The sequence below is a fragment of the Sphingobium sp. B8D3A genome (assembly GCF_025961995.1).
Classification (GTDB): domain Bacteria; phylum Pseudomonadota; class Alphaproteobacteria; order Sphingomonadales; family Sphingomonadaceae; genus Sphingobium.
On the sequence record NZ_JAOQOS010000001.1, the window covers coordinates 2543804 to 2563186 of the forward strand.

The 19383-nt window shown below is 65.7% G+C and carries 17 protein-coding genes and 1 tRNA gene; 10 read left to right on the forward strand and 8 right to left on the reverse strand.

What is annotated here, in order from left to right:
* Window positions 1-133: 133 nt before the first annotated feature.
* The 5 genes from M2342_RS11820 to M2342_RS11840 all read left to right on the forward strand — a co-directional run bounded on the left by M2342_RS11820 (window position 134) and on the right by M2342_RS11840 (window position 8559).
* Window positions 134-2293, forward strand: a complete 2160-nt coding sequence (locus M2342_RS11820; RefSeq protein WP_264579229.1) for an autotransporter assembly complex protein TamA — start codon at window positions 134-136, stop codon at window positions 2291-2293.
* Entirely contained in the window at window positions 2293-6555 is a 4263-nt protein-coding gene (locus M2342_RS11825) for a translocation/assembly module TamB domain-containing protein (protein WP_264579230.1), read from the forward strand. The genes M2342_RS11820 and M2342_RS11825 overlap by 1 nt, the downstream gene beginning before the upstream one ends.
* The gene (locus M2342_RS11830) at window positions 6555-6785 is read left to right on the forward strand and encodes a hypothetical protein (RefSeq protein WP_181559269.1); all 231 of its coding nucleotides are present in this window, start codon (window positions 6555-6557) and stop codon (window positions 6783-6785) included. The genes M2342_RS11825 and M2342_RS11830 overlap by 1 nt, the downstream gene beginning before the upstream one ends.
* A complete protein-coding gene (locus M2342_RS11835) occupies window positions 6782-7873 on the forward strand; it encodes a YihY/virulence factor BrkB family protein (RefSeq protein ID WP_264579231.1) in 1092 nt (363 codons plus the stop codon). Before M2342_RS11830 ends, M2342_RS11835 begins: the two co-directional genes overlap by 4 nt.
* 92 nt (window positions 7874-7965) lie before the next feature.
* Window positions 7966-8559, forward strand: coding sequence for a superoxide dismutase family protein (locus M2342_RS11840; protein WP_264579232.1), 594 nt, complete (start codon window positions 7966-7968; stop codon window positions 8557-8559).
* A 47-nt stretch (window positions 8560-8606) separates the two neighbouring features.
* Here M2342_RS11840 and M2342_RS11845 read toward each other — a convergent pair whose 3' ends face one another.
* Window positions 8607-9197, reverse strand: coding sequence for a response regulator transcription factor (locus tag M2342_RS11845; protein WP_264580041.1), 591 nt, complete (start codon window positions 9195-9197; stop codon window positions 8607-8609).
* A gap of 155 nt (window positions 9198-9352) precedes the next feature.
* Complete coding sequence (locus M2342_RS11850) at window positions 9353-10363, reverse strand: alpha/beta hydrolase (protein ID WP_264579233.1); 1011 nt, start codon at window positions 10361-10363, stop codon at window positions 9353-9355.
* Between the two features lie 260 nt (window positions 10364-10623).
* On the opposite strand from M2342_RS11850, the gene M2342_RS11855 reads away from it, so the two are divergent.
* The 4 genes from M2342_RS11855 (at window position 10624) to M2342_RS11870 (ending at window position 15285) form a co-directional block, all read left to right on the forward strand.
* Window positions 10624-11892: an MFS transporter gene (locus M2342_RS11855; RefSeq protein ID WP_264579234.1), complete on the forward strand. Its 1269-nt coding sequence runs from the start codon at window positions 10624-10626 to the stop codon at window positions 11890-11892.
* Window positions 11893-12008: 116 nt separating this feature from the next.
* Complete coding sequence (locus tag M2342_RS11860) at window positions 12009-13019, forward strand: LacI family DNA-binding transcriptional regulator (protein ID WP_264569950.1); 1011 nt, start codon at window positions 12009-12011, stop codon at window positions 13017-13019.
* A gap of 253 nt (window positions 13020-13272) precedes the next feature.
* Entirely contained in the window at window positions 13273-14388 is a 1116-nt protein-coding gene (locus tag M2342_RS11865) for a glycoside hydrolase family 68 protein (protein WP_264579235.1), read from the forward strand.
* A 3-nt stretch (window positions 14389-14391) separates the two neighbouring features.
* The gene (locus M2342_RS11870) at window positions 14392-15285 is read left to right on the forward strand and encodes an ROK family protein (protein WP_264579236.1); all 894 of its coding nucleotides are present in this window, start codon (window positions 14392-14394) and stop codon (window positions 15283-15285) included.
* A gap of 92 nt (window positions 15286-15377) precedes the next feature.
* Here M2342_RS11870 and M2342_RS11875 read toward each other — a convergent pair.
* A tRNA-Gln gene (locus M2342_RS11875) sits at window positions 15378-15452 on the reverse strand.
* A gap of 180 nt (window positions 15453-15632) precedes the next feature.
* Here M2342_RS11875 and M2342_RS11880 point away from each other — a divergent pair.
* Entirely contained in the window at window positions 15633-16133 is a 501-nt protein-coding gene (locus M2342_RS11880) for a MarR family winged helix-turn-helix transcriptional regulator (RefSeq protein WP_264579237.1), read from the forward strand.
* Window positions 16134-16137: 4 nt separating this feature from the next.
* Here M2342_RS11880 and M2342_RS11885 read toward each other — a convergent pair whose 3' ends face one another.
* The 5 genes from M2342_RS11885 to M2342_RS11905 form a co-directional block, all read right to left on the reverse strand.
* Window positions 16138-16977 carry a pyrroline-5-carboxylate reductase family protein gene (locus M2342_RS11885; protein ID WP_264579238.1) on the reverse strand — a complete coding sequence of 280 codons (840 nt, stop codon included), beginning with the start codon at window positions 16975-16977 and terminating at the stop codon, window positions 16138-16140.
* A complete protein-coding gene (locus tag M2342_RS11890; protein WP_181559260.1) occupies window positions 16964-17470 on the reverse strand; it encodes a YbjN domain-containing protein in 507 nt (168 codons plus the stop codon). The genes M2342_RS11885 and M2342_RS11890 overlap by 14 nt, the downstream gene beginning before the upstream one ends.
* Before the next feature lie 187 nt (window positions 17471-17657).
* Window positions 17658-17936, reverse strand: coding sequence for an accessory factor UbiK family protein (locus M2342_RS11895; RefSeq protein ID WP_264579239.1), 279 nt, complete (start codon window positions 17934-17936; stop codon window positions 17658-17660).
* A gap of 38 nt (window positions 17937-17974) precedes the next feature.
* Window positions 17975-18523, reverse strand: a complete 549-nt coding sequence (locus tag M2342_RS11900; protein WP_264569944.1) for a TspO/MBR family protein — start codon at window positions 18521-18523, stop codon at window positions 17975-17977.
* Between the two features lie 114 nt (window positions 18524-18637).
* Window positions 18638-19381, reverse strand: a complete 744-nt coding sequence (locus M2342_RS11905) for a TlyA family RNA methyltransferase (RefSeq protein WP_264579240.1) — start codon at window positions 19379-19381, stop codon at window positions 18638-18640.
* Between the last annotated feature and the right edge of the window lie 2 nt (window positions 19382-19383).

Below are 19383 nucleotides of genomic sequence, written 5' to 3' on the forward strand. Positions count from 1 at the left end.
AAGGCTCGCGGACGTCGCGTCAATCGCGACAGGGGAGCCGTCGTTGCGACTAAGATTACTGAAGGCAGGCTTGGAGCCAAGCACGCAGAACTTTGGAAAAGCCTGGCGTGGAAGCTTGCTGGCGAGTGCCGGGATGCTGTGCCTTCTCGCGCATCCCGCTCAGGCCCAGCCCCCCTCGACCGATCAGGCGCAGCCGACCCGGAATTCAGACGCGGCCCCAGTTGAGCCGATCATTTCAGACGAAGAGTTCGACGCCAGCATTCCACCGATCGACGAAAGCGCGCCCCTTGGCAGTGTCCAGGCATGGGAAGCCGAGGCAGACCTGCGCGCGGCCAGCACTGGCCGCGATGCCAGCGTGAGCGCCGAGCCGACCCCCACCGAACAATCGGCGGCGGATGAGGGCCTGCCTGCTCCGCCGGAACTGGATGAAGAGCTCGACCGGCCTCTCACCCCGCTCAACGCCTTCGATGTCGAAACCTTCGACGAGAGCCAGTATACCGAGGCTGACGAGGGGCCCGCCCCTTCGCTGCGCTACAGCTACAAGATCGAGGGTCTCTCCGCGCTGGACGGTGCCGTTCCGGTGCTGCCCGTCGATGGCGGGGACATTGTCAGCCAGTTCAAGTCGCTCTCCGCGCTCGAGGATGGCGATGGCAAGGCCGACAATGGCGCCATGATCAATGCCCGGCTGGAGGAAGACCAGAAATTGCTGGTCGATATCCTCTCCTCGCAGGGCTTTTTCGATGCCACGGTGCGGGGTTCGCTGGAGCTTCCCGAGCAGGACAGCAAGGGGCCGATTACGGTCATCCTGCAGGCCACGCCCGGCCCGCGCTATCATCTGGGCGAGATCCGGTTCGATGCGCCGCCGGTGCAGCCCGGGGACCTCATCACCCGCGCCTTCCGGCCCCGCACTGGCGACCCCATCGTGGCGGAGCGCATTCTCGGCGCGGAAGCCAATATCGCAGTCACCCTGCCGGAGAACGGCTATCCGTTCGTGAATGTCGGCCAGCGTGATATCGTGCTCGATCCGGAAACGGAGGCTGGCGACTACACGCTGCCGATCACCCCCGGCCCCCGCAGCAGCTTCGGCGACATCGTGGTCGAGGGCGAGAAGCCGGTGTTCGAGCCAGACCATATCCAGAAGATCGCCCGCTTCCGCAAAGGCGAGCTGTATGACAGCCGCAAGATCGATGATTTGCGACAGGCGCTGATCGCCACCGGCCTGCTCTCCGTGGGATCCGTGACGCCCCGCCCGAGCGGCGAGCCTGCGGGCGACGGCACGGACTATGCGACCCTCGTCGTTAATCAGGAGGCCGGCCCCGCCCGCACCCTCGCCGCCCAAGCCGGCTATGGCACGGGCCAGGGCGTCAAGGTCGAGGGGAGCTGGACGCACCGGAACATGTTCCCGCCGGAGGGCGCACTCATCGTTCAAGGCACGGCCGGCACATTGGAGCAAGGCCTCGGCGTCTCCTTCCGTCGCTCGAATGCCGGCAAGCGGGACCGCAGCGTGGAACTGGGCCTCGATGCACGCCACAGCAATTTCGACGCGTTCGAGGCGTTCACCGGCCGTCTTTATGGCCGCATCGCCTACGAAAGCACGCCCATTTGGCAGAAGCGGCTGACCTACAATTTCGGCTTCGAGCTGCTCGGCTCCAACGAGCAGGACTATAATTTCGACGCCGGTGAGCTGCGCCGGCGGACCTATTATGTCGCGGCGCTGCCCGGTCAGGTGACGTTCGACACATCCAACTCCCTGCTCGACCCGACCCGTGGCTTCCGGATCTCCGCCTGGCTCTCGCCAGAGGCGTCGCTGGGCAGCGGCGCTCAGACCTACGCCCGCGCGCTGCTGGAAGGCACGGGCTACTACCCCATCTCGGACGGCTTCGTGCTGGCCGGTCGCGCGCGCGTCGGCATGATCGGCGGCGCGGCTCGTGAGCAGATCGCACCCTCGCGGCGCTTCTACGGCGGTGGCGGCGGATCGGTGCGCGGCTTTGGCTATCAGGAACTCGGCCCCAAGGATCCCGACGCCCGGCCGATCGGCGGCCGCAGCCTCGTCGAGGCCGCCGCGGAAGTTCGCTATCGCTTCGGCGATTATGGCATCGTCGGCTTCATCGATGGTGGGCAGGTCTACACCAGCCAGGTGCCACGCTTTGACGATTGGCGCTTCGGCGTCGGCATAGGCGGGCGCTTCTACACCAATTTCGGCCCGATGCGCCTTGATGTCGCCACACCGATCAACCGCCAGCCGGGAGAATCCCGTATCTCCGTCTACGTCTCCATCGGGCAGGCATTCTGATGGCTGATCCGACCCCGCCCCCCGCGCCCATCGCCCCGGATATGCCGGACCAGACGGCCGCCGGCACCGTGATCGTGCGCCGCCGGAATTGGCCGCGCCGCGTGCTGATCGGCATCGGCGCACTGCTCGCCTTGCTGCTGGTCGTCATCATTGGCGGCTATGCCTGGCTGAACAGCGACAGTGGGCGGGGGTTCGTCACCCGGCAGATCACCGGGCTCAAGTTCGAGAACGGCATGTCGATCGGCATCGGGCGGATCGATGGCTCGATCTTCGGCGCCATGCGCCTGCGCAATGTAGAGGTGCGGGACACAAAGGGCGTATTCCTGAGCGCGCCGCTCATCGAGATGGACTGGCGGCCGCTCGCCTATGCGCGCAGCCATGTCGACATCCGCTCCCTGTTGATCCCGACCGCCCGGCTGCATCGCTCGCCGGAATTCAAGCCGACGCCATCCAGCGATGGGCCGCTGCTGCCCGATCTCGACATTGACGTGAACCGGCTCGACATCGGCCGCCTGCAGATCGACGCGCCGGTGACCGGCCGCAAGCACCTGCTCGGCCTCGCCGGGACGGTCCACATTGCGGACCGCCGCGCGCGGATCAAGGCGGACGGGCGCGCCCTTGTGGCGCCGGGCGTTGCGGGTGGCGACAGGCTCGCGCTGATGCTCGATGCCGTACCGGAATCCAACCGCCTGGCGGTCGATCTGCGCGTGACCGCCCCGGCGCAGGGCTTGCTGGCGAGTTACACCGGCATCGCGCAGCCGACAGCCATCGCGCTGGCCGGCAAGGGTGACTGGCAGAGCTGGACCGGCAAGCTGACGGGCCGCATGGGCAGCGAAAGCCTCGCCAATGTCGCGATCACGGGCCGCGACGGCACCTTCACGGTGCGCGGCCCCTTGCGGCCCGGGCTTTTCCTCACCGGCCCGGCTCGCGCCATGCTCGAGCCGGTGACGCAAATCGACATGACCGCTGCCCTCGCAGACCGCCGCGCCCAGATTCGTGGCGGCCTGGCCAGCGACAACTTCACCTTCGGCGCCCAGGGCCTCATCGATCTGGGTGCCAGCCGCATGGAGAATCTCGATCTCGCCTTCCGGCTCACCAAGCCCAGCGTGATCGCCGAAAACCTGCGCGGCGCGGACATCGCGATGAACGCCACGCTCAACGGCGCCTTCGTCGCGCCGACGATCCGCTATGGCGTGAATGCCCGCCAGATCGGCTTTGGCGCCACACTGATCGAGGGTCTCGCCGTCTCGGGGAGCGCCGCGCTGGATAAGGACCGCTGGATGATCCCCGTCGAGGGACGCGCCCGGCGGATCAGCGGCGTCAATGCCAGCATCGAGCCACTGCTCACCAATGTCAGCCTGGACGGCGACCTGGCTTATGCCAATGGCCGCATCCTCTCGGACAATATGCGGCTGCGGTCCGACCGGATCGACGCCACCGCCGTGATCGTGGCCGACCTCAACACCGCGCTCTACACGGGCGCCCTGAATGGCCGGGTGAATGGCTATCAGGTCGAGAGCGTGGGCATCTTCAACCTCCAAACCGACATGGACCTCAAAACCGGCCAGAACGGTTCTTTCCGCCTCGGCGGCCGCGTCACCGCGCGCTCGACACGCCTGCTGAACGACGGGCTGCAAAGCTTCCTCGGCGGCAATGCATTGATCGTCGCGGATGTCGGCTATGACAGCAATGGCGTGGCCAGCGTCGAGCGGCTGAACGTCTCGGCGCCACAATTCCGCATGACCGGCGCGCGCGGTCGCTACGGCGCTGATGGCAGCGTGCGCTTCTCCGGGCGCGGAAGCTCGGATCAATATGGCCCGCTGGGCGTCGAGGTCACAGGCACGGTCAATCGGCCGCTGGTCCGGCTGGCAGCCGAGCGGCCGGGCCTTGGCATTGGCCTGGCCAATCTGACGGCGACCGTGCGGGGCGAAAACGGCACCTATCTGGTGCAGGGCGAAGGCGCCTCCGACTACGGACCGCTGGACCTCAATCTGGCTGTAATGACTGCGCGCGGGCCTTTGACCGTTGACGTGCGCCAAGGCACGAGCTTCGGCGGCGTCGGCCTCTCCGGGCGCGTCTCGCAAAGCCGCGCCGGTCCGTTCGAGGGCACATTGCTGGCCGATGGGTCCGGCATCAACGGGCGGGTTGCACTCTCCGCGCAGGGTGCCGTCCAGCGCGCGCTGGTGGATGCCAACGCGCGCAATGCCAGCCTGCCCGGCAAGGCCGGCCTCACTGTGGAGCAGGCGCTCATCAAGGCGGACATTCTGTTGACCGAGCAGCCGCAGGTCGTTGCCGATGCGCAGCTTGCCGGCACGCGGATGGGCGATCTCACCATCGCGGTCGCGCGCGGCACGCTGAACTATCGCGACGGCGGCGGTCAGGCGAAGCTGTTGGTCGAGGGCCGCACGCGCTATCCGTTCCGCCTGGCCGCCAACGCCCGCATGGCGCGGGACCTGTGGCAGCTCGCGCTGGACGGTCGCTTCAACGGCGTCGACGTCAAGACAAGCTCGCCGATGCGCATCGTGCCCTCGAACGGACGCTATACGCTCGCCCCGACGCGGCTCACGGTCGGCGGAGGCACCTTGCACCTCGCCGGCCATTATGGCGACGGCATGGCCGTGCAGGCGCGGATGCAGGATCTCAACCTCGCCATCGCCAACCCCTTCATGCCCGGCCTTGGCCTCGGCGGAAAGGCCACCGGCAGCCTCGATTTCACCCAGGCCAGCGAGACGGCCTTCCCCGCCGCCGACGCCCGCCTGACGATCGACGATTTCACCCGCACCAGCCTCGCGGCCGTCTCCGAACCGGTCGATATCCAGTTCGCCGGCCGGCTGATCCCGCAAGGTGGGGAGGCGAATGCGCTCATCCGCCGGCGCGGCGCCGCGATCGGCCGCATGAAGGTCAGCCTCCAGCCGCTCGGGCCGGGCGCGGGTAGCTGGTCGACCCGCCTGCTCGCCGCGCCTCTGTCCGGCGGCTTGCGCTACAACGGCCCGGCCGACGTGCTCTTCTCGCTAGCCGCGCTGCCGGACCAGAGTCTCAAGGGGCCAGTCGGGGTCGCCGCCGATTTCAGCGGACGGGTCCGGTCGCCGCAACTCACGGGGGTCGTGCGGGCCAGCAACCTCACCTATGAGAACACCAGCTACGGCACCCGCCTCACCAACATGGCCGTGCGCGGGCGCTTCACCAACGACCGGCTGGAGGTCGAGAGCCTCACCGCCAATGCCGGCAATGGCACGGTCAGCGCCAGCGGATCGGTCTCGCTCAATTCCGATCAGGGCTTCCCGATCCAGCTCGGCATCGACACGAACAATGCGCAGCTGGCGCGCAGCGATGGCCTGCAGGCGCGGGCGACCGGCCAGATTCAGGTGGTCAACGGCCCCAACCAGCCACCGACGATCACGGGGCGCCTCACCCTGCCAGAGACGCGCTATCGCATCGTCTTCCAGGGCAGCGCGGAAGTCCCGACGCTGACCGGCGTGCGGCGCAAGCCGACGCTCAAGCGCGAGCGCATCTCCGGCGCGCCCGAGCCAATGAAGACCATCCCCTCTGACTGGCGACTGGACCTGCGCGTGCAGGCGGATAACCAGATCTATGTAAGCGGCATGGGCCTCGAGTCCGAATGGGCGGCGGATTTGCGCGTCGCCGGCACCAGCGCAGCGCCGCAGATCACAGGGGGCGTCAACCTCGTGCGCGGCACGCTGGGCTTTGCCGGGCGCTCGTTCGAGCTTCAGCAGGGCCGGATCACCTTCAGCGGGCCGGAGATGACCAACCCGCAGCTGCGCATCGTCGCGAGCGGCGAGGTCGAGGACGTGACGATCACCATCACGATCACTGGCAATGCGCAGGACCCGCAGATCGCGTTCACCTCGACGCCCAGCTTGCCGCAGGACGAGCTGATGGCGCGCATCCTGTTCGGCAATTCGGTGGGCGAGCTGAGCGCCATCCAGGCCGTGCAGCTGGCCGCCTCGCTCAACTCGCTGCGTGGCGGCTCGGGCGGCCTCAATCCGCTGGGCGTGCTGCAATCGGCCGGTGGCATCGATCGGCTGCGCCTGCTCGGGGCTGACGAGGAGACGGGCCGGGGCACGTCGCTCGCGGTGGGTCAGTATATCAGCAATGATGTCTATGTGGAGATCATCACCGATGCGCGCGGCCATACCGCCACGCAGCTGGAAATCAGCCTCTCGAAAGCGCTCTCAGTGTTGAGTTCGGTCAGCAACTTCGGCGGGTCCGGCGTGAACCTGCGCTACCGGAAGGATTATTGATGCGCGCGGTGACGATCCTGTCGATGCTGGCAGTGCTCGGGCTGGCGGGGTGCAGCAAGGAGCCGAGCTTCGATGAGCGCTACGCTACCGAATCCAACCGGATCGAGGGCATGGCGGCCAATATGCAGGCGCAGCTCGACGAGCAACTCAATGCCTCTGCCGCGGCCGGCCGCCTCGCCCTCCCCATCGATGAAAATGATGTGGCCGACAACGCCACGGCCCAACCATGACCAGCCAGACCGACACCGACCAAGACAAGGAGGACCGCCCGATCTCTGCCCAGGAACTCGAAGTGCTTGCCGAAGAAATCCCTGGCGCAAAGGGCGATTCGCCGTTCTCTCTGCCGCCCAAAGCGTGGTGGGCGATCCTCAAGCGCATCTACGTGATGATCGGCTTCCATAATCTCAGCCTGCTCGCCGCCGGGGTCGCTTTCTTCTCCTTCCTTGCTTTCGTGCCGCTGATCGCCTCGATCGTTCTGCTGTACGGCCTCATCGGCGATCCGCAGATCGTCGCCAGCAACGTGAACCTTCTTCGCGGCTTCGTGCCGCCGGAGGTACTCACGATCCTGGAAGAGCAGCTTCTCGCTATCGTGACGACCAGCAAGGCAGCGCAGGGCTTCGGCCTGCTGCTGGCCCTCGCCTTTTCGATCTATGGCGCCATGCGCTCAGCGACAGCGATGATCGCGGCCCTCAACATCATTTATGAAGAGCATGAGACGCGCAATTTCTTCCGGACCACCGGCGTGGCCGCCGGCATCACCGTCGGCATGGTCGCGGTGGGTGTGATCGGCACCTTGGCGATCTCGCTGTTCACTTATGCCGGGCGCGTGCTCTCCGATTATATCGGCAGCGGTTCGGCGCTGATCATCCAGTTGGCGACCTGGATTTTCGCGGGCCTTTTGATCAGCCTGACCTTCGCCGTGTTCTATCGCTATGCGCCGGACCGCAGAGCCGCGAAATGGCGCTGGCTCTCTGTGGGGTCGGTGCTCTCCACCCTGCTGTGGGTGGGGATCACGCTGGGCTTCGGCTTCTACGTCGCCAATCTGACCAATTATAACGCGACCTATGGCTCGCTTGCCGCCGTCGTCATCTTCCTCATGTGGCTGTTCCTCTCCGCCTTTGCGGTGCTGATCGGCGCTGAGGTCAACAGCGAGATGGAGCGGCAGACGATGGTCGATTCCACCATCGGGCCGGATCGCCCGATCGGCCATCGCGGCGCGGTGATGGCGGACAATCTGGCGGTGAATGATGCCAGCCGCATATTGCTCGAAAAGAAGCGCCGGCGCGACGCCGATCGGGCTGCCAACAAGGCGCATTGAGCGGGGTCGCCGGGGACGCTGCCAATCTTTTCGGGAACGATCCGCTTCCCTCTCGTGTTCGCTCTATATCCGAAAGCAATGGGAGTAATGCCGTGACTGCAAGGATTTACGCCGTGGCCGCAATCGCCACGCTGGGTTTGGCAGCCTGTAGCAGCCCCGATCACACGCAGAACAACGCCGTGCCGGCCGATAATGTTGCCGACAATGCCATGATGGGCAATGCCACGGGCAATATGGCGAGCGGCGAAAGCGCCACCGCGACCCTGCAGACGGCGCAGGGCGCGCCGGCCGGCACCGCGACTATCCGCGCCATGGATGGCGGCTTGCAGATCATGCTCGCCCTGCAGGGCCTGCCTTCAGGGAGCAAGGGTGTCCATGTGCATATGACCGGCAAGTGCGATGCGCCCGACTTCACCACGGCGGGTGGCCACTGGAATCCTGCCAGCACCAAACATGGTCTTGAGAACCCGCAGGGTCAGCATGCCGGCGACATGCCGAACATCGACATAGGCGAGGATGGCCGGGGCACGCTCGAATACACGCTCAAGGGCGCCACGATGGCCGGCTTGATGGACACCGACGGCTCGGCGATCGTCGTGCATGAAGGCACGGACGACCAGCGCACCGATCCGTCTGGCGATAGCGGCGGGCGCATCGCCTGCGGCGTCTTCCAGGCGGGCGCCTGACCGCGGGCTTTGGCTGAATTTTCTTGAAGCCGGGGCTGATCGCGAGATCAGTAACCGGCTTCGACAGCCAGCCGGATGGCATCCGCCCCGGTGCGGACGCCCAGCGCCTGAAACAGCGCGGCGCGGTGCATCTTCACGGTCCGCTCACTGAGCCCCAGCTCGAACGCGATCTGCTTGTTGAGCTTGCCCGCCGACATCAGCACCAGAATGCGTCTTTGCCGCTCCGTGAGTGCTGAGACGCGCGCGGTGGCCATGCCCTTGCGGCTGTCCGGCCCGGCGGCTGCCACGGCCGCAACCTCGACCTGAGACCCCAGAAAATATTCCAGCCCGCCATCGCTGTCGAACATCGGCGCGATCATCACCGCATTGCGGAACGGCGAGCCATCCTTGCGATAATTGGTGATCTCCACAATGGCCGGCTTCTTCTGGCGAATGGCCGTGCGCAGCAATTCGCTTGATGCGGCTTCTGTTTCGGCCCCGTGCAGGAAGCGGCAATTCCGCCCGAGAATTTCCGCGCGGCTATAGCCGGTAAGACGCAGAAACGCCTCATTGCAGGCGATGATGGGATTATCGGGCAGCCGGGGATTGCTGATCACCGCTGCGGTCGAACTGGCATCGATGATGTCGCTTATCGCCATGCCGGCAGCGATATCAAAAGCGGTACGCACCGCCAAGGTCTGGCGGGAGAATGGTGGTGTCCGGACGCATTTTATTGCGCGCCTCATCGCAGTCTTTTAGCCCGCCAGCCCCGTTCCCCTCCTCTGAAGAAGAGGGGCCAAACTGTGAGCCTTCCTCACCCCTCCGGCCGGGCGTGCCGATCCAGAAAGGCCACGAAAAGCCCCAGCCACTGGCGGACCGGCAGTTGCGGCCAGCCCAGCCCGAAGCCGTGGCCGCCTTCCTCAAAGAAATGCGCCTCCACCGGCCGCCCTGCGACACGCAGCGCCTGCAGCATCTCCAGACTGTTCGACGGCGGCACCGCCGGATCGTCGAGCGCGTGCATCAAGAACGTGGGCGGCGTCTGCGACCCGACATGGGCGGCCGGCGAGCGCCGGGCGACCAATGCGGGATCGGGCTTCTCGCCCAGCAGATATTTGCGCGAATCCGCGTGGGTATCCGGCATGCGCATGCTGATGACCGGATAGATCAGCCCGGCAGTGCGCGGCCTCGCATCGAGCCGGTCGATGGCATCGCGCGGGGCGTAAACCGGCTGCGCGAAATCGGTGATGAGCGTCGCCGCCAGATGCCCGCCGGCCGAGAAGCCGAGCACCGACACCTGATCAGGATCGATGCCATAGGTCCCGGCCATCGACTTGATGAGCCGCATGGCCCGCTGGGCATCCTGCAGTGGCACGTCGAACCGGTTCGTCCAGCCCTCCCCCGGCAGCCGGTGGACGAGGACGAAGACGGTATAGCCCTGCGCTGCAAGCGCCTGCCCGACCTCCGCCCCTTCATTATCGATGGAAATGAAGATGTAGGCACCCCCGGGAATGACCAGCACCGCGCGGCCATTGGACTTGGCCGGTCGGAAGACGCGCAGATAGGGCTTGTCGACATTGTGCATGAAGACCGGAGGCGCCTTGTCCATCGGCAGAGAACGTGCCGAAAAGCCGCTTTCGGGCGGCGCGCCTATCCACAGGTCGATGGTCGGCGCGGCAGTCCAGGAAGGCGGAATGACGCGAGGCGGCATTCCTGCTGGCGGCTGGGCAGCGGCCTTCGGCGCGCTTGCTACGCCGGCCACGGCTGCCGCGATGCCCGCTGCCGCCAGAAAGCCCCTGCGATCCAGTGCGCCGTCGTCCTTCGCCATCAGTCCTGTCCCATCATCGTCGCCGCTCAGCCGGCTTATGTTCACATCGCCGCAGACACTAGCGGTAATCGATTGCATTGCAAGCCGTCCGGCGAGTGGCGGTCGCCCCCTCAATCTGCCGACATTGAGCCAATCGACATTGCGAAAGCAATCGATTACAGCCATGCCCTCATCCGCCGCCTTTCTGCGGAGTGATAGTCTGCAGGCAGTCCGGTTCGACCGACCCTGCCATGGAATGATAAGGCCGAGAGGATCGCGAAGTGACGGAACGCCCCCACATCCAGCCGAGCAACGCATCGGCCCTGCTGAAATGGCTGGTCTTCCTGATGTTCGCGATGTTCGCGATGACCACCGATTCGGTCGGCACGGTGATTCCGCAGATCATCCGCGAGTTCAATCTGGGCATGACGGCAGCGGGATCGTTCCAATATGCGACAATGTCTGGCATCGCCATTTCGGCCATTTCGCTGGGTTTCCTGGCAGACCGCATCGGACGCAAGGCGACAATCCTGATTGGCCTCGCCCTCTTTGGCCTCAGTTCTGTCGCCTTCGCCGCCGGACACGACTTCCTGTTTTTCGTCGCTTTGCTGTTCATCTCCGGCATCGGCATCGGCATCTTCAAGGCCGGCGCGCTCGCGCTGATCGGCGACATCTCCCGCTCGACGCGCGAGCATTCGACGATCATGAATCTGGTCGAGGGCTTCTTCGGTGCCGGCGCGATTGTCGGCCCGGCCGTCGTTGCCTGGTCGCTGCAGGAAGGGTTGAGCTGGAAGTGGGTCTACTTCCTCGCCGCCGGCATCTGCGCCCTGCTCGTGCTGGGCGCATTCGGCGCACGCTTCCCGACCCCGGTGCGGGCGGATGAGAAGCCTGCCGATCCGCGCGATGCCGCCCGGATGATGACCGATCCCACCGCCATGTTCTTCGCCGCCGCCCTGATGCTGTATGTGGGCGCGGAAGCCGCGATCTACGTGTGGACGCCGACATTCCTCGCCAGTTACGAGGGCTCGAACGCGTGGCTCGCGGTCTATGCCGTCTCGATCTTCTTCGTTCTGCGCGCTGCCGGACGTTTCCTCGGCGTGTGGCTGCTGGCCCGTTATGACTGGACCGCCGTGCTCGCCGTGTGCACCGTCGCAATGACGATCCTGTTCTGGATCGCCGTGCTGGGGGATCGGGGCGTCGCCATCTACGCCCTGCCCGCCACCGGCCTGTTCATGTCCGTGCTTTACCCCACGATCAACTCGACCGGCATCAGTTGCTTCGAGAAAGCGCGCCACGGCTCGGTTGCAGGGCTGCTGCTGTTCTTCACCTGCCTCAGCGCTGTCATCGCCCCGCTTGCGATGGCGCTGATCGGCGACGGGCTCGGCGACGCGCGCTACAGCATCGCGCTCGGTGCGCTGATGGCGACCGGCCTTGCCATCCAGTGCATCTGGAACTGGCGCAAGCAGCCGTTTGCGAGCCGCCTGGCCGAGCGCAACAGTGCCGATTACCGCAAGGACGTCATCATCGGCGACACCGGCCCGACCGCCTGACGGGCCCTCCCGGCGCGGACGCTGCGGCCCGCGCCGGAAAAATGCTTTGGCAAAACCCGCCTGCGCCCTAGAGATGCCATTTGATTGGCCCTTGAATGCGAGAGGACACAGGAGCGTTGAAACCCAAGCAGGTTCGGACAATCTACGATCTGGCAGAGCTCGCCGGTGTCTCCGCCGCGACCGTCTCCCGTGCGCTGGCCGGCAAGGCCGTGGTCAATTCCGAGACTGCCGAGCGCATCCGCAAGCTGGCGCAACAACATGGTTTTCAGCCGAGCCCACTGGCCCGCAACCTGCGCACGCGCAAGACCGGGGCGATCGGCGTGGTCATCCCGCTTGGCCATGAGCGCGCCCAGCATATCTCCGACCCCTTCTTCATGACGATCATCGGTTTCCTGGCCGATGAACTCACCGAGCGCGGTTTCGACCTGATGCTTTCGCGGGTCATTCCGGACCGGGACGACTGGCTGGAGGGCATCATCAAGACCGCGCGGGTGGATGGCCTCATCATCATCGGCCAGTCCGACCAGTCCGCGGTCCTTAATGCCGCCGCCGGTCATTATCTGCCGATGGTCGCCTGGGGCGCCTTCACCCAAGGGCAGAGCCATTGCTCGGTCGGCACGGACAATTTCCTCGGCGGCCAGATGGCAATGCGCCACCTGATCGAGCGCGGTTGCAAGCGCGTGGCGTTCCTCGGCAATCCCCGCGCCATCGAGATCGCCCAGCGCTTACAGGGCGCGCGCGCCGTGCAGCAGGATCACGCGGCTGAGGTGATGCTGACCGAAGTGCCGACCCACCTCGCGCCGGAACTCAGCGCGCCGGACATCAACGCCTATCTCGACCAGGTGGATCAATTGCCCGACGGCATTTTTGCGGCCTCGGACATGATTGCCCTCGCCGCCGTCCAGACCGTCATCAGCCGGGGCATGTCGATCCCCGACGATGTGCGAATCGTCGGCTTCGATGACCTCCCGATTGCGCAAAGCATCGTGCCGCCGCTGACCACGATCCACCAGGATATCGCCAGCGGCGCCACGCAGATGGTCGATTGCCTGCTCAAGCGCATCGAGGGCCGACAGACCGGTTCGATCATTCTCAACCCCGCTCTGGTGGTGCGCGGCTCCACCTGACGGACCGATTTTCCGCTGCGACAGCCCTATTCCAAAATGGTTGTAATCGATTGCCAATGGCGTATTGGTTGCGAGGACTTGAGGAACGGGGACAATGATCGAAATTCAGGCGCAATCGCGCGCATATTTGCAGCATGGCGCAAGGGGTCAATGGCCTTGCAACACAGTTGCGAACGCCTTCTTTCCGGACATCGCCTGCACCGGCCTCCTGCGCACTCGCGCCCTCTCCTTTCTCTGACCTAACTGGCTCTCCATGAACGATATCAGCACGACCCGCTGGACGGTCGAACAGCTTAATCACCTCAAACTGACTCCATCCTGCGTGGCGCCGCTCATTGGCGAGGCCGATGTGGCGCCGATCAGTGACGATGTCTGCGTGTGGGACGCCTGGCCCATCCTGCAGCGCGACGGTTCGCCGGCGCCGGCCGATCTGTGGATGGCACTCGCTTCCCCCTGGTTCGCCGACCCCGATGACCGTCACGGCCACGCCCGCATCCATTTGTTCGAGCGCCGGGGCGAGGATTGGCGGCATTATGGCCCGGTCATGCCCGATGGCTTTTCGCCCGGCAGCCGGGAATGGTCCGGCTCGGCCTATGTGGAGAATGACGGGCGCCGGTTGACGCTCTATTTCACTGCCGCCGGCTTTCGCGGCGAGAGGGAACTCAGCTTCGAGCAACGCCTGTTCGAGCTCGAGGCCGATCTGGTCGGCAAGGATGGCGACTGGTCGATCGAGAACTGCCGCAACCTCCGCGAATCCTTCCCGCGTGACCCGCGCTTTTATGCCGATCCGCTGTCCGCTGGCGGCGGCCTTGGCACCATCAAGGCCTTTCGCGATCCCGGCTATCTGCTCGACCCGGCGACCGGCGAGCATTGGCTCCTGTTCACCGGCTCGCTGGCAACCTCTCAGTCTGCCTATAATGGCGTGATCGGCGCAGCGCGGGCCAAGCCCGATGCCCTCGGCCAATGGGAGGTGACCGCGCCGATCATCAGCGCCGATGGCCTCAACAATGAGCTGGAGCGGCCGCACATCGTGCTGGCCAATGGACTTTACTATCTATTCTGGTCCACACAGACCCATGTGTTCAACCCGGAAGCCCCCCGCGCCCCAACCGGTCTCTACGGCATGGTGTCCGAGCAGATCACGCACGGGTGGAAACCGTTGAACGGTTCGGGCCTCGTCATCGCCAACCCGCCGGAAGCGCCGCGCCAGGCCTATAGTTGGCTGGTGCTGCCCGATCTCTCCGTCACGGCCTTCGCGGACGATTGGGGCCGTGGCGAGGCTGCCGAGGGTGCTAAGCGCTTTGCCGGCACCTTCGCGCCGTTCCTTCGTCTCGCCTTGGATGGCGAGACGACGCGGATTATCGACTGAGCCATGTCGAGCACGCGCCTTGCCGGGGTCGAGCTGGGTGGGACGAAGACCTTCGTCCTGCTTGCGCAGAATGATCGCATCGTCGAGCGGGTTCGCATTCCGACCACCCAGCCGGACGAGACCTTGGCCGCCGCCAACGCGCAATTGCGCGCCTGGCACGCCGATGCGCCAATCGCCGCGATCGGCATCGCGTCCTTCGGCCCCATCGCTTTGTCCCGCAAATCCGATAATTTCGGCCATATGCTGCCCACCCCCAAGCCCGGCTGGGCGGGCGCCGACATTGCCGGGGGGCTGACAAGCGGCCTCGATTGCCCGATGGCCATCGATACGGATGTCAACGGCGCGGCCCTGGCCGAGCATCGCTGGGGCGCCGGCCGCGATCTCGATTGCTTCTGGTACATCACCATCGGCACCGGGCTCGGCGGCGGTCTGCTCGTTGACGGCAAGCCGGTGCACGGCGCCATGCACCCGGAAATCGGCCACATCCATGTGCGGCGTGCGGCAGGCGACAGCTTTGCCGGTGCCTGCCCCTTCCATGGCGACTGCATCGAAGGACTGGTGAGCGGCCCCGCCCTCGCCGCCCGCTTCGGCACGAGTCCCGAGCATGTCGCCGATGACGATCCGCGCTGGAGTTTCGTGGCGTCAGACCTCGCGCAACTCGCCGCTACGCTGTTCCTCACCACGGCCGCCGAGCGCATCCTGCTTGGCGGCACCGTCGCTACCAGCCGCGCTGCGCTCCTGCCAGCCGTGCACGCCACATTGCTGCGGGATCTGGCGGGCTACCTGCCCTTCCTCACGCAGGAGACGGTCGAGCAACGTCTGTGCCTCGCAGGCCTCGGCGACGAAGCCGGCCCAATGGGCGCCATCGCGCTCGCCATGGCCGCGCTGCGGGCCTGAGCTTTCGGCGGAGCGTTTGCGCGGCGTGACGACGCTGGCGCAGCGTTCGCCTGCCACTTCGGCGCTTCACATATGAACTGATCTGGAAAATATGGCTGGGGCGGGAGGATTCGAACCTCCGCATGGCGGTACCAAAAACCGCTGCCTTACCGCTTGGCTACGCCCCAGCATCGCGCGCTGCGAGCGGCCCATATACAGGGCCGGGCGCAAATGCCAAGCCGGAGAAACGGTGGTTTGGCGATCTCTTTAGGCGAATATGCTCCCCCTGTGCGCCTTGCTTGCGAAAGGGGTAATCGGGCTGCGGAACGAAGTTCCATCGCCTGCCCACAGGCCTTATGAAACGCCGCATGAGCAACGCCCCATCCAGTCCCGCAGCCTCGCCCCTGTTCCTGCGCGAGGAGGAAATCCGTCGCGGCATCGAGCTCCTGCAATTTGGTCATATGGCGTTCGCACAGGCTATGGACCCGATTCTGGATGAGCATCGGCTCGGCCGCGCGCATCAACGGGCGCTCTACTTCATCGCGCGGCGGCCCAATCTCAGTGTGTCGGCGCTCATCGCGCTGCTGGGCGTGACCAAGCAGTCGCTGGGGCGCGTGCTCGATGAGCTGATTGAGCGCGAGTTACTCGCCGTCCACAAGGGCGACCGCGACCGCCGGCAGAAGCTGCTGAAACTGACGCCTGCCGGGCAGGCTATCGAGCAGGCGTTGTTCGATGCCGTGCGCGAACGGTTCGCGGCGGCCTATTCGGTAGCGGGGCAATCGTCCGTCACCGGCTTTTGGCGGGTGCTGGAAAGCCTGCTCGATCCTGAAACGCAGCGACTGGTCGCCGCCCTGCAAATCTCGCGCTGACGGTTCAGCTGGCCTTGCTGGACAAGGCAGCGAGAACTGCACCCCGGTCCCGCGCAGCCTTCAGCGTCTCCATGACGAGCGGGGCAAGGCCATCGGGCCGATCCAGCACGTCCAGCCCTTCGCGGGTCATGCCGCCCTTGCTGGCGACCGCATCCGCCAGATCGGCGGGCGGGCGATCCGCCGCCGCGGCGCTCAACGCGGCGCCTTCCACGGTCTTGAGCGCCATGCGCGCGGCCGCATCCGGCGCGAGGCCAAGTTCGGCGCCAGCGGTAGCCAACGCATCGATGAAGCGATAGACGAAGGCCGGGCCGCAGCCTGCGAGCGCTGTCGCGGCATCGAACAGTTGCTCATCGTCCAGCCATTCGACCAGACCGAGGCGACTGCACATGGCATCGATCAGATCGCGCGCCCGTCCGTCAGCTGCGTCTTCCACCTTGAGAATGCTGACACCCTTGCCGACCCGGACGGGCAGATTGGGCATGCAGCGGACAATCGACTGGACGGCCGGGAAAGCATCCCGAATGCGCGCGATCGGTACGCCCGCGAGGATCGAAAGCAGTCTCGTCTCAGGCCCAAGAAGCGGTGCCGTTGTCCCGGCAACGTCCGCCAGTTGCTGCGGCTTGCAGCCGAGCATTACCAGCGTGTCACCCTCGACCGGCCCTTCGAGCGCTGTCAGCACCCGCACGCCCGGCGCGACCGCCTTGCCGCTGGGGCGCACCACCGTCACCCACTCGGCGGGCAGGCCCTCGTCGAGCCAGCGCAGCAGCATGGCTCCGGCCATGTTGCCGCAACCCAGCAGAAGAAGGTGCGAAGGCCACATCGGGCCAGCCTCAGGCTTCGCCATGCGTCTCGATCAAGCTGGCGGCCATGGCCTCAGCGGGATTTTTTCCGCCCCACAGCACGAACTGGAAGACGGGGTAGAAGCGCTCGCACTCGTCGATTGCGCTTTCCACCAGCAACTGCGCCTGATCGAGCGTCAGCGATCCGCTGGGGCCGAGCAAGGCGCCATGACGGAACAGCAGCGTGCTACTCGCCGACCACAGCTCGAAATGGCCGAGCCAAAGCTGCTCGTTGATGAGGGCGATGGTTTCGCAGATCGCCAGGCGCTTATCATCGGCGACGCGAATGTCCGGCAGCACGAGAAGCTGCAGCACCATGTCATCGTCGCGCCAGATCGCCCGAACCTCATATTCGGTCCAGCTGCCACGATGCCGCGCAACAAGCTCGTCCTCGCCGACATGCTCGAAGGGCCAGTCATGCGCCTCAAAATAGGCCGCCAGCATGTCGATCGGCTCGGCTTCCTGCTCGCCGCCTGTAAATTCATCCCGGTCGATCATACTCAAAAACCGTCAGTCCACTTCCTGTAACGGCCAGCGCCGTCCTGCCCCTGCTGGACAGCCCTTCGTAGCACGACACAGCGCAACCGGAAAGGCGGGCGGCGGCGAAGCCGCGCCCAACCTGTCCGCAATGCGATATGTTGCTGTGAATAAGTTGTGGATAAATCCGGGATAGCTGTTCGAAAACTCAGCTTGCGGCCTTGTCCGACGGCTTGCCGGCCTTCGATGCACCGCCCTCCAATACAGCCAGCCGCGCCTCGAGCGCTTCGACCTGCTCACGCGCCTGCGCCGCCATGGCCTTGACCGCCTCGAACTCTTCGCGGCTTACGAAATCGAGCCCGCCGATCCACTCGCGCGCGCGCTCCCGGGCGTTGCTCTCAAACTCGCGCCCCACCCCAGCCACGGTCCCGGCCGCGCCGTTGATGATCTTGGACAGGTCGTCGAAAAAGCGGTTTTCACTTTGCATGGGTCTGATCCTTCGCCGCCGCTGATGGCGGCCATCGCCTAGATTTGGGTACGCACGGCGGCCGGAACAAGGGTTTCGGCATCCGGGTTCATCCGGTCGATATCGAAGGCGAGCCCGCTCGCAAAGCCCAACCAGCAAAGATAAGGCACCATCAGCCAGGCCGCGACAGACCGAATCCGCCCGAAGAGGATGGTGGTGATCGTGGCCAGCACGAGAATGACGAGGATCAGATAGAAGGCCAAAGTCGCCTGATGCGCGCCGAAGAACAAGGGCGACCAGACGAGGTTGATGCAGAGCTGGACGATGAAGAGCGTGATGGCGAGCCCCCGCCCCCTCGCGCCGCGCGCGTGCAGGATCATCGCCAGCGCCAGGGCCATGAGCAGATAGAGGGTGGGCCACACCGTGCCGAACACCCAGCCGGGCGGCACCAATGCCGGTTTGCTCAGCGCATCGAACCAGCGATTGTCATAACCGCTGTTGGACAGATAGCCCGACACAAAGCCGAGAAACTCGATGGCGGGGATGGTGACAAGCGCCCAGCGGAGGAAGGACATCCGCAACTGACTTCGCGATGCAATCTGGTTCACGCGCACTCCCACTTCATGCCGAATCCCCACAGCGTTGACATGACTTTAACGATGGCGTTGCGCCGCGCCAGCCCTTCCCGCATGCCGATTGCACGGGAGAGGATCGCGCCTGCTTCATCCTGGCACGCGTGCGCCGGCAATCAGGAACTCCACATTGCCCTCCGGCCCGGTGATCGGGCTGGTGGTGAGGCCGGTGACCTGCCATCCCGGTTGCGCGGCCAGCCAGGCCTCCACCTCCGCGCAGACGCGGGCGTGGACCTCCGGATCGCGCACCACGCCGCCCTTGCCGACCTCTTCGCGCCCCGCCTCGAACTGCGGCTTGATGAGCGCGACGAGCCGGGCGGCGGGTGCCGCGAACGTCAACGGGCGCTCCAGCACCTTGGCAAGGCTGATGAAGCTGGCATCGCAGACGATGATGTCGACCGGCTCCGGCACATGCGCGGCCGTCAGAATGCGCGCGCTGGTCTGCTCGTGGACGATGACGCGAGAGTCTTGCCGCAGCTTCCAGGCAAGCTGGTTGGTACCGCTGTCGATCGCATAGACCCGCGCCGCGCCGTTGGTCAGCAGCACGTCCGTAAAGCCGCCCGTCGAGCTGCCGACGTCCATTGCCACCAGCCCGGTCACATCGATGCCAAACGCCTCCAGCGCGTGCGCCAGCTTGAGGCCGCCACGCGAGACCCAGGGGTGATCCCGCCCCTTGAGGACGATCTCCGCCTCCTCCGGCACCGCCTGCCCTGCCTTGTCCACAGGCTTGTCGCCGACCAGCACATTGCCGCTCATGATGAGCGCCTGCGCGCGGGTGCGGCTCTCGGCAAGGCCGCGCTCGACGAGCAATTGATCGAGGCGCTTCTTGGCCATGC

Excerpts from the sequence above, each read along its gene's own strand:
- M2342_RS11885 (WP_264579238.1), bottom strand. The coding sequence starts at position 16,977 with ATGGCGAAGCCTGAGGCTGGCCCGATGTGGCCTTCGCACCTTCTTCTG.
- M2342_RS11835 (WP_264579231.1), top strand. The coding sequence starts at position 6,782 with ATGACCAGCCAGACCGACACCGACCAAGACAAGGAGGACCGCCCGATC.
- M2342_RS11905 (WP_264579240.1), bottom strand. The coding sequence starts at position 19,381 with ATGGCCAAGAAGCGCCTCGATCAATTGCTCGTCGAGCGCGGCCTTGCC.
- M2342_RS11895 (WP_264579239.1), bottom strand. The coding sequence starts at position 17,936 with ATGCAAAGTGAAAACCGCTTTTTCGACGACCTGTCCAAGATCATCAAC.
- M2342_RS11845 (WP_264580041.1), bottom strand. The coding sequence starts at position 9,197 with ATGGCGATAAGCGACATCATCGATGCCAGTTCGACCGCAGCGGTGATC.
- M2342_RS11825 (WP_264579230.1), top strand. The coding sequence starts at position 2,293 with ATGGCTGATCCGACCCCGCCCCCCGCGCCCATCGCCCCGGATATGCCG.
- M2342_RS11850 (WP_264579233.1), bottom strand. The coding sequence starts at position 10,363 with ATGGCGAAGGACGACGGCGCACTGGATCGCAGGGGCTTTCTGGCGGCA.
- M2342_RS11820 (WP_264579229.1), top strand. The coding sequence starts at position 134 with ATGCTGTGCCTTCTCGCGCATCCCGCTCAGGCCCAGCCCCCCTCGACC.
- M2342_RS11870 (WP_264579236.1), top strand. The coding sequence starts at position 14,392 with ATGTCGAGCACGCGCCTTGCCGGGGTCGAGCTGGGTGGGACGAAGACC.
- M2342_RS11865 (WP_264579235.1), top strand. The coding sequence starts at position 13,273 with ATGAACGATATCAGCACGACCCGCTGGACGGTCGAACAGCTTAATCAC.
- M2342_RS11880 (WP_264579237.1), top strand. The coding sequence starts at position 15,633 with ATGAGCAACGCCCCATCCAGTCCCGCAGCCTCGCCCCTGTTCCTGCGC.
- M2342_RS11830 (WP_181559269.1), top strand. The coding sequence starts at position 6,555 with ATGCGCGCGGTGACGATCCTGTCGATGCTGGCAGTGCTCGGGCTGGCG.
- M2342_RS11890 (WP_181559260.1), bottom strand. The coding sequence starts at position 17,470 with ATGATCGACCGGGATGAATTTACAGGCGGCGAGCAGGAAGCCGAGCCG.